Below are 14,284 nucleotides of genomic sequence, written 5' to 3'. Positions count from 1 at the left end.
GCGTCCGTGCCACTGCGACCGTCCCCCGGTGCCGTCTCGCCCATGTGCCCGCCCACGTCCCCCCAGGTGCCCGGTCACGGTACCGGGGTGCGGCGTGGGGGCCAAGGGGCGGGGCTGCCACGATGGGGGTGTGCGGCCCGATCCGGGGTCGGCGCGACCGGCGTGCGGCCGGTTGACGAGCGGGGGACGAAGTGATGACGGTGGATCGGCTCGCAGTGGTGTCCGGTGGCGGTACCGGGATAGGCCGGGCGATCGCGGCGCGGTTGGCCGGGGACGGGCACCGGGTGGTGATCCTGGGCCGCAGGCCGGCCGTGCTGGAGCAGGCCCGGGAGGAGATCGAGCGGGCCGCCGGTCCGGGGCGGGTCGTGCCGGTCGCGGCCGATCTGACCGACCCGGCGGCGGTCGAGGCGGCGGCGGCCCGGATCACCGGACTCGGGCCGGTGGACGTGCTGGTGAACAACGCGGGTGCGATCGTCACGCCGCCGGCCGACGGCAGTCTGGGCGCGCTGGCCGCTTCCTGGCGGCGGGACCTGGACGGCAACCTGCTCACCGCCGTGCTGCTGACCACCGCGCTCCAGGACGGGCTGCGCCGTCCCGGCGGCCGGCTGGTGGTGGTCAGTTCGGCCGCGGCCCAGCGCGGTGGCGCGGGCCCGCACTCGGCGGGCTCGTACGCCGCCGCCAAGGCCGCGCTGCACGGCTGGGCGTTCGGTCTGGCCCGGCAGTTGGGGCCGGACGGGATCACGGTGAACGTGCTCGCGCCCGGTTACATCGAGGACACCGAGATCTTCGGGGCCGGCTGGAGCGAGGAGTTCCACGCCCGGAAGGTCGCGGACACCCTGGTCGGGCGGGCGGGCACCCCGGCCGATGTGGCCGAGGCGGTCGCCTATCTCGCCTCCCCGGCCGCCGGGTATCTGACCGGTCAGGTGATAGGACTCAACGGCGGTGCGGTGCTGGGTCGTTGAGTCCGAGCTTCGGGGAGCGGCCGGTCAGTCCCCGTCGGCGTCGGGCTCGGAGGTCGGGCTGGACGCGGCGCGGAGGGCGAGCTTGGCCTCGGCGGTCGTCCAGTCGGTGGCGATCGCCTGCTGGGCGGCGGCCAGGGTGACCTGGCCCTTGCAGATCGCGGTGTGGAGGTGGGTCTCCACCGAGTCCTTGGGGTTGTTCGGGCCCTTGCCGGGGACGTGGCCGGGGGAGGGCGGCTGGACCCACAGGTTGCGCGGGTCGTTGGGGTCGCCGCCGAGTTGGAGGCTGATCAGGTGGTCGTACTCGGCGTCGCCCATCGGGCCGTCGTAGCCGTAGGACTTGGCGTTCTCGGCCTTCTCCTTGCCCGTGATGTTCGACGGCGGGCGGATGGTCGAGGTGTAGCCGCCCTGCTTGCAGATGGTGTCCTTGAGGTTGCCCTGGTTCACCGCCGGGCTGATCGCGCCCGGGGTGCAGGAGGGGTCGGGCAGCGGTTGCTTGTCCGCGGTGTAGCGGTAGTGGCAGCTGCCCGGCGCGGGCTGCGGCTGGACGTCGTAACTCGCCTTCGGGCCGGGGCCGGTGACGATCGCGGCGGCCAGGGGCGGGGCGGCCGCCGCGGCATCACCCGCAGCGGCCGGGGCGGAGGCGGACTTGGCCCCCTTGGCGGCGTGGTCGCCGCCGGGCGAGCAGCCTGCGGCTGCGGCGGCGAGCAGGACGGCCGCGGCCATGGCCGGAGCGCGGCGGGCGGGAGCCGGCACGGGGTTCCTCCCTCGGGGGTGGGCGTGGGCGGCGGCCGCCGGACGGGCCGGTGCCGCGCCAGCGGACCCTACCGTGTCCGCGGGGCCGTCGGAGTGACGCCACGTGCGGGCGCGGGAAGCCTTCGCCGGGCGTGCGGAACCGTTTCCGCGGCGCAGGTGGATCCGGCCGCCGCCGATGGCCGGCTCCGGTTCTGTCGATGCCGTGAAGGGGCTGTGTCCGGACGGAGCCGGGCAGTGTGCGACCGAACCGCTTCGCCGTCCGCGGGCCGTGTCGTAGCCTGACGCGGACGCGGCAGGGCCGCGATCCGACCGGCGGGAGGGGAAGCATGAACAGGCTTGTGCGCAAAGCGCGTTGGCTTGGAGCGGTGGCGGCGGCAGGGGCGCTGCTGCTGACCGGGACGGAGGCCGCGGCCGCGGCGCCCGAGGGCCCGCCGGTCAGCGCGGCCCGGGCCGTCCCGACGGCGGACACCCTGGCGTTCGGCGGCACGGCCGAGTCGTTCGCCGTCGTCCCGGACGGCACCCGCGTCTACGCGGTGGTCGGCCACGCCGTCGACCCCGGCCACTCGGCCCGGGTCGTCCGCAGCATCGACACCCGTACCGGGGCGAGCACCGACCTGCTCACCGTCACCGGCTTCGACAGCGTCGGCCGTCCGACCGTCAGCCCGGACGGCAGCCGGGTCTACGTGACCGTCGACTGGGACCTGCTCACCTTCGACGCCGCGACCGGACAGCAGCTCGCCCGGGTCGCCACGCCCGACCAGCCCCGCCCCGGGGCCATGACCAAGGGCGCGCTGAACGGGGTGACCGTCAGCCCGGACGGAACCCGGGTGTACCTGTCCCAGTACGGCCCCTGGGGCGTGCGCCTGGGCAGCCGGGCCGGCCGCGTCCTCGCCTACGACCCCGCCACCCGGACCTTCACCGGCGGCGTGACCCTCACCGGCTACACCGTCGGCCGGGTGCTGCTCGGCCCCGACGCCACCGACGCCTGGGTCGGCACCGCGGACAACCTCTACCACCTGGACGTCGAGGGCGCCGCCCCGGAGGTCGTCGACCCGGTGGCGGACTTCGGCTCCGCCGAGGAGATCGTGCTCGCCGCCGACGGCCGCACCGTCTACGCGAGCGGCTACCGCGACTACGGCACCGTCACCGCCGACATCCTGGACCCGGAGACGAACACCTTCCGGTCCGCCTTCGGCCTCGGGGCCTTCGCCGACGGCCCCCGGCTGCTCGGGACGAGCCCGGACTCCGGCCGGGTCCACGTGTTCACCGGCGCGAGGACCCCGCAGGCCGCACTGCTGTCGTACGACCCCGCGACCGGCGCGGCCGTTCCCGGCGAGACCGTCACCGGCTTCGGCCTGGACTCCGTCGTCCAGGTCCAGCTCGGCGCGGACGGCCGCACCCTCTACCTGGCCGGGCTCAAGGGCGGGGACTCCGTCCTGCGGACCGTCCGCATCTAGGGACCCGACGAGCGGCGCCCGGCGAGCACGGGCCCGACGAGCGGCGCCCGACGAGAACGGGCCCGGCAGCCGGCGCCGGAGCGCCGTCGTGCCGGGCCCGGGGAGGGCGGGTCAGCGGGCCTGGGCGGCCTTCGCCTCCTTGGCGGCCTTGGCGGCGGCCGCGGCGGCCTCCTTCTCGTGCTTCTCCTTGATCCGGGCGGTCTCCTTGCGGAGGTCCACCTGGTTGGCGCGTTCGTGCTGGAGCCAGAGCGGGTTCTCGGCCCGGAGGGCCTCGATCTGCTCGGTGGTCAGCGCCTCGGTCACGCCGCCCCGGGCCAGGCCGGAGATCGAGATGCCGAGCCGGGCGGCGACCACCGGGCGGGGGTGCGGGCCGTTCTTGCGCAGGTCCTGGAGCCACTGCGGCGGCTCGGCCTGCAGCGCGTTCAGCTCCTCGCGGGAGACCACGCCCTCCTGGAAGTCGGTCGGCGCGGCGTCGAGGTAGATCCCCAGCTTCTTGGCCGCCGTGGCCGGCTTCATGGTCTGGCTGGTCTTCTGCTTGAGCGATGTCATGGTGACAAGGGTAAGGGAGTGCGCGGGCGCTCCCGGTCACGGTCGGTAGCCTTGCCCTGTGACAGACATGCAGGTGAACCCGACCTTCCGGCTCGTGTACGTCCCGGGCGTGACCCCCGGCAAATGGGTCCGGGTCTGGGAGGAGCGGCTCCCGGACGTGCCGCTGGACCTCCTCGCGGTCGCGTCCGGCGACGCCGAGCGGACCCTCCGCGAGGGCGGCGCGGACGCCGGGCTGGTCCGGCTGCCGGTCGACAAGGACGTGCTGAGCGCGATCCCGCTCTACACCGAGACCACCGTCGTGGTCTTCCCCAAGGACCACTGGCTCGCCGCCGCCGAGGAGGCCTCGGTGGCGGACCTGGCCGATGAGGTGGTCTTCCACCCGCTCGACGACACCCTGGGCCTCACCGCCGACACCCTGCCCGGGCGCCCCGCCGTCGCCCGTCCGGACAGCACCGCGGACGCGGTCGAGCTGGTCGCGGCGAACGTCGGCGTGCTCCTGGTGCCGCAGTCCCTGGCCCGGCTGCACCACCGCCGGGACCTCACCTTCCGGCCGGTGGCGGACGTGCCGCAGTCCCAGGTGGCGCTGTCCTGGCCGCAGGAGCGGACGACGGACCTGGTGGAGGAGTTCATCGGGATCGTCCGCGGCCGTACGGTCAACAGCTCGCGCGGCCGCGGGGCCGGGCAGGCGGCTCCGGAGGCGCAGCCGAAGAAGGCGGCGGCGGGCCGGGGCAAGCCGCAGCCGCAGCGGGCCGGCGGGCAGAAGAGCGGTGCGCAGAAGGCGGGCGGGCAGAAGTCCGGCGGGCAGCGGGCCGGGGCGCCGAAGGCCGGGGGAGCCAAGGCCGGCGGGCGGGGCGCGGCGGCCCGGCGCGGCAGGCCCAAGCGGTGACCGTGGCGTAGCGTCTGCCCCGTTCGCAGCGGTCGAGGCGGGAGGAGCGGGGCAGTGTGGCACGACCTGATGGCCGTCCAGATTCCGATCGTGGAGAAGGTCCTCCGCACGATCGCCGTCTACGTGCTGATCCTGGTGCTGTTCCGGCTCGCCGGGAAGCGCGGGCTGGCGGGGCTGAACACCTTCGACATGGTGGTCGTCTTCCTGCTTTCCAACGTGGTGCAGAACGCCATCATCGGCAATGACAACAGCCTGCTCGGCGGCGCGATCGGGGCGGTGACCCTGATCGCGGTGAACGCCGCCGTCACCCGCTGGCTCGCGCGCGATCCGAGGGCCGCCCGGATCCTGGAGGGCCGGCCCACCACCGTGGTGAAGGACGGCAAGCTGGTCGCCGGCGCGCTGCACAGCCTGGCGCTGCGCCCGTCCGAGCTGGAGCACGCCATCCGGATCCAGAACGGCGACAAGGTCGGCGACGTCGCCCGGGCCCGGCTGGAGCCGGACGGACAGCTGCTGGTCTCCCTCAAGGCGGGCGAGCAGAGCGCCACCCGGAGCGACGTCGAGGACCTGCGGCGCCGGCTGGAGGAGATCGAGCGGCTGCTCACCGCCATCGCCGGCGACCGGCGTCCGCCCGGCTGACCGCCGCCCGGGCCTCCGGCCCCCGCCCCGACAGGCGCTGGAACCGACAGGCGCTGGAACCGACAGGCCTTGGAACCGACAGGCCTTGGAGCCGACAGGCCTTGGAACCGACAGGCCCCCGGCCCCGACGGGCCCTGGAAGCCGGGAGGCCCTGGAGAGCCGGGGGGCCGGTCACGGGTGGACGTCTGCCGGCCGCTCGGCCCCGGCACGCCGGCGGCGCGAGGCGCCGAGGGCCACGGCGGCGGCCAGGGCGAAGCCGAGGGCGGCGGCGAGGAGGTGCCCGACGGTGGTGAAGCCCGGGAGGGGGCCGGGCCAGTCGCCGCCGGAGAGCGGCCAGGCGACGACGAAGGCGGCCCAGGGCAGCCGGGCCCAACGGGGCACGGCGAGGGTGGCGAGGGCGAGGACGGTCTGGGCGCCGTAGCTGATGCCGTAGTCCGAGGCCCCGCGGACGCTCTCCGGGTACCAGCCGTGGCGCAGGGCGAGCAGGATCACCGCGGCGGTGATCAGGGTGGCGCCGATGTGCCCGCCGAGGAACACGGCGGCGGCGCGCAGGCCGCCGAAGCGGCGCTCGGTCCAGGCGAGGCAGCAGCAGACGCCGAGGCCCAGCGTGATCAGGGTGCTGCCGAAGCCGGTGGAGAGGATCTCGGTGAGGGTGCCGTCGAAGAGCAGTGCGCTGCCGAGCAGGGCGCCGACCGGGTGGTCGTGCAGGTTGTCGAGGTTGGTGCTGATGTGGTCGCGCAGCGCGTCCGCGCGGTCCGCGGCGAGCAGGTTCTCGACCCAGACGTGCCCGAGCAGGAGCAGGACGACGTAGCCGAAGGTCAGCGGCGAGCGGCGCGGGTACGTCCGGGCGGCGCGCAGCAGCCCGGTCAGGAGCCCCGAGGGGGTTCGAGCGTTCATGGTCTGGTGGCGTCCCGGTCGAGCGGCGTGGTTCCGGCCGGCGCCCGTGCGGCCGGCCACGCCGGGACAGTACCGAAGCCGGGCCGGGATCCGGTCGGCGGACCCGGCGCGGACGGCGTCGGAGCCCGGTCGCCGTCCGGTCAGCGGACCCGGCGGGTGAGTGTCGCGGTGAAGGGCCGGGGCGCGAGGGAGGAGCCGCGGGTGGGGCGGACGGGCCGGCCGGGGGTGGGGGCGATGGTCCAGCGGGCGGCGATGGTGGCGATGGCGAGGACGGCCTCGGTGGTGCCGAAGACGTCGCCGATGCAGCGGCGGGCGCCGAGGCCGAAGGGCGCGTAGGTGCCGGGTGCGGGGCGGGCGGTGGTGAGCCAGCGGTCGGGGTCGAAGCGGTCGGGGCGGGGGAAGAGGTCGGCCCGGCGGTGCAGCAGGTAGGGGCTGTAGAGCAGGGTGGCGCCGGCCCGGATGCGGTGGCCGCCGAGCTCGGTGTCGGCGGTGGCGGTGCGGCTGAGGATCCAGGGCGGCGGGTAGAGCCGCAGGGTCTCGCTGACGATCCGGGCGGTGAGCGGCAGGGCGGGCAGGTCCTCGTGGCGGGCGGGCCGGCCGTCCAGGACGGTGTCGAGTTCGGCGTGCAGCCGCATCCGGACGGCCGGGTTGGCGGCGAGCAGCGTCCAGGCCCAGGAGAGGGTGGCGGCGGTGGTCTCCGTGCCGGCCAGCAGGAAGGTGGCCACCTGCTCGTGGACCTCGGCGTCGGTCAGGCCCCGGCCGTCCTCGTCCGTCGCGTCGAGCAGCGTGGAGAGCAGGTCGTGCCGGTCGGTGCCGGCGGCGCGGTGGTCGGCGATCAGCCGCCGGGTGATCTCCCGCAGGTCCTGCCGGGCGCGGCGGAAGCGGCGGTTGCCGGGGGTGGGGAGGCGGTCGGCGCCGGGCAGCGGCAGCATCACCCGACGGCCGACGCCGCGGGTGACGGCGTCGATGGAGCGGCGCACCGGCAGGGTGCCGGCCCGCTCGTGCGCGGCGAACAGGCAGCGGGCGGTGACGGCGGTGGAGAGGCGGTGCATCGCGGTGGGGACGTCGATCACGTCGCCGTCGCGCCAGCGGGCGGTGGCGCCGCCGATCTCCTCGGCCATCAGCGCGGCGTAGCCGGGCAGCCGGTCGCGGTGGAACGCGGGCTGCAGCATGCGGCGCTGGCGCCGGTGGGCGGCGGCGGGGCAGGTGGCGAGGCCGTTGCCGAGGACCTCCCGGGCCTTGTCGAGGAGGGGCCCGCCCTTGTCGAAGGTGCGGTCGTCGGCGAGCAGCCGGCGGACCAGCTCGGGGTGGCAGACCACGTACGCGTGGAGCGGGCCGAGCCGCAGCCGGACGAGGTCGCCGTGGGCGGGCAGGCCGGCGACGAACTCGTGCGGGCGGTGGAGGAGGGCGGGGGCGTGGCCGAGCAGCGGGAGGCCGCCGGGGGCGGTGGCCGCGGTGAACCGGGCGGTCGGGAAGAAGGGGGTCGGCACGGGCGTCACCTTGGTTGGGGCGGGAGGACCGGGACGAATCGCGAACGTGATCTTTCCCGGCGGCGTGCGGCGAAACGATCGTGGACGGGCGGACGGGGTGAACGCGGGGGCGCGGGCCGAACGGTCGTGCGCCCTCGAAGATTTGATGGAGCGTTTACCCGTTAGGGCCGACCCCGGTCGGGCGACGGCCGCCGGTCGTGCCTACACTCGAAGCCCTGCGAGATTACCGGTCAGTAGAACCGGGCAGGTACGACCAACCGGTGCGATCGCCGGACGGTGGAACGTCCGGCAGGGAGTGGGGAGTTCGGATGACCGACGAGCGGGTCCACGCGTTCGCCGACGACGCCCTGGGCGCCCACGACGCGGTGGCGCTCGCCGCGCTGGTCCGGGCCGGCGCGGTCAACCCGAGGGAACTGGTCGGCGCGGCCGCCGACCGGGCCGCGCGGGTGGACGGCACGCTGCTGCCCGTCGCCCATGCTTCGTACGACAAACCGCGGATCAGCCGGGAGGGGATCGGCGGTCCGCTCTGGGGCGTACCGACCTACCTCAAGGACAACGTGGACCTGCGCGGCCTGCCGACCGCGATGGGCAGCGAGGCCTACCGCGCCCGCCCGGCCCGCCGCAACGCGCGCTTCACCGACCAGTTCCTCTCCACCGGCCTGGCCGTCCTCGGCAAGACCAGACTGCCCGAGTTCGGCCTCAACGCCTCCACCGAGTTCGCCACCGCCCAGCCGGTGCGCAACCCCTGGAAGCCCTCGCACTCGCCCGGCGCGTCCTCGGGCGGCTCGGCGGCCCTGGTGGCCGCCGGCGTGGTGCCGATCGCGCACGCCAACGACGGCGGCGGCTCGATCCGCATCCCGGCGGCCTGCTGCGGGCTGGTCGGGCTCAAGCCCACCCGGGGCCGACTGGTCACCAATGCCCAGAGCGGCAAACTGCCGATCGACCTGGTCACCGACGGCGTGCTGACCCGCTCGGTGCGCGACACCGCCGCCTTCTTCGCCGCCGCCGAGCGGCACCGCGGCAACCCCGGGCTGCCCCCGCTCGGCCTGGTCGAGGGGCCGGGCGACCGGCGGCTGCGGATCGGCCTGGTGGTGGACTCGCCGATCGCCAAGACCGACGGGCCGACCCGGCAGGTGGTCGAGGAGACCGCCGCCCGGCTGGAGGCGATGGGCCACCTGGTCGAGCCGACCGCACTGCCCTTCGGCGAGGAGTTCTCCCGCGACTTCGTCAGCTACTGGGGCTACATCGCCTGGGCCATCGCCGCCACCGGCCGGCTGCTGATCGACCCGAGCTTCCGGGCCGGGAAGCTGGACGGCCTGACCACCGGACTGCGCCGCCGGTTCCAGGCGGAGTTCCCGCAGACCCCCGGAGTGCTGCGGCGGCTGCGCCGGGCCGAGGGCGTGTACGCGCGGATCTTCCGCGACCACGACGTGATCCTCTCCCCGGTGCTCGCCCACACCGCCCCGCCGATCGGCTACCTGAGCCCGAACGTGGACTTCGACGAGCTGATGGACCGGCTGATGCGCTACGTCGCCTTCACCCCGGTCAACAACGTGACCGGCGGCCCGGGCATCGCGCTGCCGGCGGGCTCCGAGCCCGGCGGGCTCCCGGTCGGGGTGCACCTGTCGGCGGCGCACGGGCAGGAGCGGCTGCTGCTGGAGCTGGCCTTCGCGCTGGAGGCGGACCGGCCCTGGCGGCGGATCCAGGACTGAAACCGGCGGGCGGGGCGCACCCGGCGGACCCGGGACCGAACCCGCGGGTCGGGATCGAACGCCGAGGGGCCGGGACCGGATGCTGCGGCTCCGGGACCGGACGCTGCGGCTCCGGGACCGGCCGCGCTCAGGGCGCCGGCGCGGGGGTTCGGGGCATCGGCGCGACCACCGACCGGGCGGCGCGCACCTCGTGGTGGAGCCGGGCCAGCGCGCAGTCCGGCGCCAGCGCGTCCGGCTCCGCCCCCGGCGGCGGCCCACCGGTGCGCAGCGCCTCGGCCAGGCCGGTCAGCTCCCGGGTGACGGTGGCGACCTCGGCGGCGGTCGGCACCGGAGCGCCGTGCTCGATCCGCACCCGGGTGGCGGTGGTGGTGTCCACGATCCGCTCGACCGCGATCACCACCGGCCAACAGGCCTCCGCCCGGGTGCCGACCGGCGGCGGCTCGGTGAGCGCCCGCTGGAACTCGCTGCGCACGGTGGACAGGTCCCGGTAGAGGCGGCGCCGGTAGCGGGCGCGGGCCGGTTCGTCCCGTCCGGGCGCGGTGGCGAGGGCCAGCGACACGTACGAGGCGGTGTCCTGGACGGCGTCGGCGAGCCGGTCGCCGATCCGGGTGTGCCAGGAGTCCGGCCACAGCAGGTAGCCGACCAGCAGCGCGATGCCGCAGCCGATCAGCGAGTCGTAGAGCCGGGGCGGCACCAGGTGGAAGCCCTGGTGGTTGAGCAGGTCGGAGAGCAGCAGGATCACCGGGGTGATGGCCGCGGTCTGGAAGGCGTACCCCTTGGCGGACAGGGCCGGGATCAGGGCCGCCAGTGCCGCCGTCACCGGGACGTCCCACCAGCCGTGCGGCACCTCGGCCAGGACCGGGACGGCGATCAGCAGCCCGGCGGCGGTGCCGAGCGCGCGCAGCACCGCGCGGGAGAACACCGAGCCGAAGTCGGGCTTCATCACGAAGGTCACGGTCAGCGTCACCCAGTACGAGCGGGGCACCGCGATCACCGAGACCAGCACCTGTGCCAGCCCGATGCACAGTGCCAGTCGCAGCCCGTACCGCCAGGACGCGCCGGACAGCAGCAGTGCCCTGGTCGCCCGCCGGGCCCGGACCTCGATCCCGGCGGGGCGGCCCAGCCGGTCGCCGGTGGCGTACGGGTCGGGTGCGGCCTCGTGCACGACGACGGCGGCGTGCCCGATCGCCTGGACCAGCGCGCGGGTGGACGGGCCGGCCGGGACCGGCAGGCCGAGCGGCGGGGGCGGGCCGGTGCGGTTCTGCTCGACGGCGTCGGCCAGTGCGCGCACGGCGGCCGGGTAGCCGGCGGCCAGCGGGCCGAACTCGGGCGGGCGCAGCTGGGCCGCCGAGGCCGCCTCGACCACCGGGATCACCGCGTTGAGCTGGGCGAGCAGCCGTACCAGGGTGGGTGAGCGGCCGTGCCGGCGGGCCCGGCGGGCGAGCAGCAGGTCGTAGGACTGGTTGAGCGACCGGGTGAGTTCGCGGCGGCGTCCGTCGTACTCCGGAGTGCCGGCCGCCTCCAACAGGTCGGCGACCGCCCGGTAGGTGCCGGCCACCACCGCCCGTTCGGGGACGCCCACGCGCAGCGGCCAGGCGAGCAGGGTCAGGGCGAGCACCACCAGGCCGCCGAGCAGCAGCAGGGCGGGCGGCAGCCACCAGGGGGAGGGCAGTGGCAGCCCCGCCCCGACGACCGCGTTGAGCAGCAGGAGCAGCCCGGAGACGGAGGCGACGGCGCCGATCGAGGAGATCATGCCGGAGACCAGCGCGACGACGGTCACCGTCGCGACGGCCGTCCAGCCGGCGCCGAACACCAGGGTGCCGAGCAGCATCCCCAGGGCGCCGAACAGCTGGGGCACGGCGATGTTGTAGACCCGCATCCGGTACGCGTCGGCGGTGTCCCCGATGACTCCGGACAGCGCGCCCATCGACACCAGCGCGCCGTAGGCGGGCCGTCCGGTGGCGGTTCCCACCGCGAGCGGGGCGGAGAGGGCGACGGACGCGCGGGCGACCGCGGCCCAGGGGACGGGCGCGGCCCGGGGCCGCAGACCCTCGGTCAGCCACGGGGGAGCCGTCAGCGCGGGTGCCATGAGCCCAACGTACGGCCGGCCCGACCGGTTCACTGTGCGCGCGAATATGTCAATTCCAGAAACATACCCGCTCTTATGTCAGTCTCCGAAACATAAAGCGAACCCCGAGAGGCGTCGTGAGCTGCGTTGATTTCCCAATCGGTAACCCGCAGGAAAGGGTTGACACCATTAGTTGGTCTAGTCCAACGTATGGGGAGCGCGGTTCGGCAAAGGCTGATGCGGGGTGAGGTGCCTTGCCGGGCGGGAGAGTTGGCCCCCTGACGTGGCGCTGTTCCGCGCCCGCGGGCCGGGGCGAGAAGGACCGTATGCGGACGGCCCTCCGGGCCGCACTCGAATTCCTGTTGCGGCCGGTGGCCGGCCGTCGACTCGCCGTGCCCGCATCGAGCCCGCGAGGAAGCGCTGCGTCGACTACGAACCATGGAGTGACTGCCCATGCCGAGCCCTGCCGAACACCCCGACGGACCCGACGGGGAATACCTGTACCGGGCCGCGTCGCAGCGCCCCTACTTCAGTGCCGACACCGAGAGCTACCTCGCCCCGACCGCGCTGCGCGAGGTCCGCAAGAAGCACCCGCTGCGGGTGCTCTCGGAGGAGGACCACGCGTTCTGGCGGACCTACGGCTACGTGGTGGTGAAGCAGGCGATCCCGGCCGGGGCCGCGCGCCGACTGCTCGACTTCGCCTGGGAGTTCCAGGGCCTGTCGCCGGACCGCCCCGAGGACTGGTACCGCGAGCGCGAGTACCGCGACGAACTCGACCGGCACCTGCACGTCTACGGCTTCGTCGAGGCCTACCACCACCAGCTCATCTGGGACAGCCGCCAGTCGCAGCGCGTCTACGACGCCTTCGTGGACGTGTGGGACTGCGAGGAGCTCTGGGTCACCCTCGACCGGCTCAACCTCAACCCGCCGAACGTCCGCAACCGCGACCGCGCGCTGATCGAGCCCACCGACCGCGGCTTCGACATCGAGCTGCACTGGGACGTCGACACCACCCGGGACATGCTGCCGCAGCGCGTCCAGGGCATCATCGCGCTCAACGACACCGCCCCCGACCACGGCGGCTTCCAGTGCGACCCGGAGCTGTTCCGCCGCTTCGACGAGTGGCGGGCCGCCCAGCCGGCCGACCGCGACCCGATCCGCCCGGACGTCGACCGCGCCGAGTTCCCGGTCGTACGGCCCGAGTTGGAGGCCGGTGACCTGCTGATCTGGAACGGCCTGCTCGCCCACGGGGTGGCGCCCAACACCTCCGCGGGCGGTGTGCGCGCGGTGCAGTACCTGTCGATGATGCCCGCGCTGGAGGAGTCCGAGAAGCTGCGCCGCTCCCGGGTGGAGTCCTGGCGCACGCTCGGCACGCCGGACTGGAACCGCACGCTGGTCGGCGACGCCGACCGGCCCGAGGCGCAGCGCTACGGAACCGCCGAACTCAACGAGCTGGGGGAGAAGTTGCTCGGCCTGCGCTCCTGGAGCGGCAAGCCGTTCGACGAATGCGGGGACACGGGGGAGCGGGAATGCGCGACGTCTGCCTGACCCTGCCCACCAACCGCGCGTGCGCGGACACCATCACCGCGATCGGCGCCGAAGCCGCCCACGCCGTACGGCGGTTCGGCGTCCGGGTGCACCTGCTGGTGCTGGACTCCGCCGAGCCCGCGGACCGTGCCCGGCACGCCGGGGCCCTCGCCGGCCTGCCGGCCGTCGACGGCGTGGTCGTCCACCACCTGGACGAGGACGCCCAGCGCGCCTTCCTGCGCGAGGTGATCGACCGCTCCGGAGCGGTCGACCCGGACCGGCTGCTGCGCCTGATGCTGCCCGACGCCGTCTCCTACGGCGCCTGCACCAACCGGGCGTTCCTGCTGGCCGCCGCGCTCGGCTGCGAGTCGGTGCACCGCCGGGACTCCGACAGCCGCTACCAACTGCTCGACGGCGAACCGGTGTTCCCGATCGAGCACGAGCTGGCCACGCTCGGGCTGAAGGCCGCCGACGCGGCCGCCGCCGTCACCGAGTACACCCTCGACGCGGCGCACGCGGACAAGCCGGTCGCACTGGTCGGCGCCTCCTTCGTCGGTGAACTCTCCGTCGACGTCGGCGAGATCCGTGAACTCGACCCCGAGGTCCACCACGACGTGGTCGCGCTCTGGGCGCCCACCGGCGCGAGCGAGGAGGAGAAGCGCGAACTCGTCGCCGAGTCCTTCACCGGAGGCGGCACCGAGCCCTTCACCGCCGACCGGGCGGTGCTCGACCTGCCCGACATCTGGCACATCGACATGTGCAACATCGGCCTCCACCACGAGGTCTACGAACGGGTGCCGCTGCCGCCCGCCACCGACACCATCGGCAGCGACTACTTCCTGCACCACCTGGTGCGCGACGCGACCCTGCCGGGCGTCACCCACAACCGCCACATCGTCAACTACCACACCCCGGAACGGCGCACCGGCCCCGGCTTCACCGCCTACCAGCTGCGCTACGCCAAGTTCCTGCTCTCCATGCTCTACCTCTACCCGGTCTACTCCGAGATGGAGGCGGCCGGCGGCGCCCTGCTGGACGAACAGCACCGCGTCCGCCCCGAACCGATCGCCGAATCCGCCCGTCGCAGCGCCGCGACGGACCGCGCGGAGAACCACCGCAGGCTCGCCGAACTCGACCGCTGCTACCGACGCCTCGGCGGAAAGTACGCCGAGTTCGCGGACCACCTGGCGCCCCTGCGGGCACGCCTGCTCGACGAGGCGCAGACGGACATCGAGGACTTCGCAGCGCTGATCGACGCGTGGGGCCCGCTGGTGCGGGCGAGCAGGGCCACCCCCGTCGACCGGCGGCCACGCTAGCCGGACGGGGAACTCCACGTGATACGCCAGA

Annotated in this window: 12 protein-coding genes; 7 read left to right on the top strand and 5 right to left on the bottom strand. The window is 74.7% G+C overall.

The annotated features are described in order from the left end of the window. Positions 1–194: 194 nt before the first annotated feature. Entirely contained in the window at positions 195–962 is a 768-nt protein-coding gene (locus ACFWJ4_RS08050) for an SDR family NAD(P)-dependent oxidoreductase (protein WP_380540564.1), read from the top strand. Between the two features lie 24 nt (positions 963–986). On the opposite strand, the gene ACFWJ4_RS08045 is transcribed toward ACFWJ4_RS08050, so the two are convergent. After that, positions 987–1,685 (bottom strand): hypothetical protein, encoded by a 699-nt coding sequence (locus ACFWJ4_RS08045; protein ID WP_380540706.1) that lies wholly within the window; start codon positions 1,683–1,685, stop codon positions 987–989. Between the two features lie 395 nt (positions 1,686–2,080). Between ACFWJ4_RS08045 and ACFWJ4_RS08040 the strand changes: the two genes are divergently transcribed. Beyond that, on the top strand, positions 2,081–3,172 hold the full coding sequence (locus ACFWJ4_RS08040; RefSeq protein WP_380540561.1) for a YncE family protein: 1,092 nt from the start codon (positions 2,081–2,083) through the stop codon (positions 3,170–3,172). Positions 3,173–3,283: 111 nt separating this feature from the next. Here ACFWJ4_RS08040 and ACFWJ4_RS08035 read toward each other — a convergent pair whose 3' ends face one another. Next, a complete protein-coding gene (locus ACFWJ4_RS08035) occupies positions 3,284–3,721 on the bottom strand; it encodes a DUF5997 family protein (protein ID WP_380540558.1) in 438 nt (145 codons plus the stop codon). 58 nt (positions 3,722–3,779) lie between these two features. Between ACFWJ4_RS08035 and ACFWJ4_RS08030 the strand changes: the two genes are divergently transcribed. Both ACFWJ4_RS08030 and ACFWJ4_RS08025 read left to right on the top strand, forming a co-directional pair. After that, positions 3,780–4,607: a LysR family substrate-binding domain-containing protein gene (locus tag ACFWJ4_RS08030; RefSeq protein ID WP_380540555.1), complete on the top strand. Its 828-nt coding sequence runs from the start codon at positions 3,780–3,782 to the stop codon at positions 4,605–4,607. Positions 4,608–4,661: 54 nt separating this feature from the next. Then, the gene (locus ACFWJ4_RS08025) at positions 4,662–5,243 is read left to right on the top strand and encodes a DUF421 domain-containing protein (RefSeq protein ID WP_380540552.1); all 582 of its coding nucleotides are present in this window, start codon (positions 4,662–4,664) and stop codon (positions 5,241–5,243) included. A gap of 171 nt (positions 5,244–5,414) precedes the next feature. On the opposite strand, the gene ACFWJ4_RS08020 is transcribed toward ACFWJ4_RS08025, so the two are convergent. After that, positions 5,415–6,140, bottom strand: coding sequence for a rhomboid-like protein (locus ACFWJ4_RS08020; RefSeq protein ID WP_380540550.1), 726 nt, complete (start codon positions 6,138–6,140; stop codon positions 5,415–5,417). A gap of 140 nt (positions 6,141–6,280) precedes the next feature. Then, positions 6,281–7,630, bottom strand: coding sequence for a cytochrome P450 (locus ACFWJ4_RS08015; RefSeq protein WP_380540547.1), 1,350 nt, complete (start codon positions 7,628–7,630; stop codon positions 6,281–6,283). Positions 7,631–7,938: 308 nt separating this feature from the next. On the opposite strand from ACFWJ4_RS08015, the gene ACFWJ4_RS08010 reads away from it, so the two are divergent. After that, entirely contained in the window at positions 7,939–9,342 is a 1,404-nt protein-coding gene (locus ACFWJ4_RS08010; protein WP_380540544.1) for an amidase, read from the top strand. A gap of 127 nt (positions 9,343–9,469) precedes the next feature. Here ACFWJ4_RS08010 and ACFWJ4_RS08005 read toward each other — a convergent pair whose 3' ends face one another. Beyond that, on the bottom strand, positions 9,470–11,431 hold the full coding sequence (locus tag ACFWJ4_RS08005; RefSeq protein ID WP_380540541.1) for an FUSC family protein: 1,962 nt from the start codon (positions 11,429–11,431) through the stop codon (positions 9,470–9,472). Positions 11,432–11,863: 432 nt separating this feature from the next. Here ACFWJ4_RS08005 and ACFWJ4_RS08000 point away from each other — a divergent pair, with 432 nt between their 5' ends. Both ACFWJ4_RS08000 and ACFWJ4_RS07995 read left to right on the top strand, forming a co-directional pair. Continuing rightward, the gene (locus ACFWJ4_RS08000; protein ID WP_380540538.1) at positions 11,864–12,958 is read left to right on the top strand and encodes a phytanoyl-CoA dioxygenase family protein; all 1,095 of its coding nucleotides are present in this window, start codon (positions 11,864–11,866) and stop codon (positions 12,956–12,958) included. Then, positions 12,940–14,253 carry a DUF6271 family protein gene (locus ACFWJ4_RS07995; protein WP_380540535.1) on the top strand — a complete coding sequence of 438 codons (1,314 nt, stop codon included), beginning with the start codon at positions 12,940–12,942 and terminating at the stop codon, positions 14,251–14,253. The genes ACFWJ4_RS08000 and ACFWJ4_RS07995 overlap by 19 nt, the downstream gene beginning before the upstream one ends. Positions 14,254–14,284: the final 31 nt, after the last annotated feature.

Origin of the sequence: Kitasatospora sp. NPDC127067 (assembly GCF_042724755.1) — a bacterium.
In the GTDB taxonomy this organism is placed as follows: Bacteria; Actinomycetota; Actinomycetes; order Streptomycetales; family Streptomycetaceae; genus Kitasatospora; species Kitasatospora lactacystinica.
Note: the sequence above shows the minus strand (reverse complement) of the source record. Positions and strands in the feature narration are given on the sequence as shown.

What these genes read in the sequence shown, in the direction of transcription:
- ACFWJ4_RS08035 (WP_380540558.1), bottom strand. Translation starts at nt 3,721, where the DNA reads ATGACATCGCTCAAGCAGAAGACCAGCCAGACCATGAAGCCGGCCACG.
- ACFWJ4_RS08005 (WP_380540541.1), bottom strand. Translation starts at nt 11,431, where the DNA reads ATGGCACCCGCGCTGACGGCTCCCCCGTGGCTGACCGAGGGTCTGCGG.
- ACFWJ4_RS08045 (WP_380540706.1), bottom strand. Translation starts at nt 1,685, where the DNA reads ATGGCCGCGGCCGTCCTGCTCGCCGCCGCAGCCGCAGGCTGCTCGCCC.
- ACFWJ4_RS08000 (WP_380540538.1), top strand. Translation starts at nt 11,864, where the DNA reads ATGCCGAGCCCTGCCGAACACCCCGACGGACCCGACGGGGAATACCTG.
- ACFWJ4_RS08010 (WP_380540544.1), top strand. Translation starts at nt 7,939, where the DNA reads ATGACCGACGAGCGGGTCCACGCGTTCGCCGACGACGCCCTGGGCGCC.
- ACFWJ4_RS08050 (WP_380540564.1), top strand. Translation starts at nt 195, where the DNA reads ATGACGGTGGATCGGCTCGCAGTGGTGTCCGGTGGCGGTACCGGGATA.
- ACFWJ4_RS07995 (WP_380540535.1), top strand. Translation starts at nt 12,940, where the DNA reads ATGCGCGACGTCTGCCTGACCCTGCCCACCAACCGCGCGTGCGCGGAC.
- ACFWJ4_RS08020 (WP_380540550.1), bottom strand. Translation starts at nt 6,140, where the DNA reads ATGAACGCTCGAACCCCCTCGGGGCTCCTGACCGGGCTGCTGCGCGCC.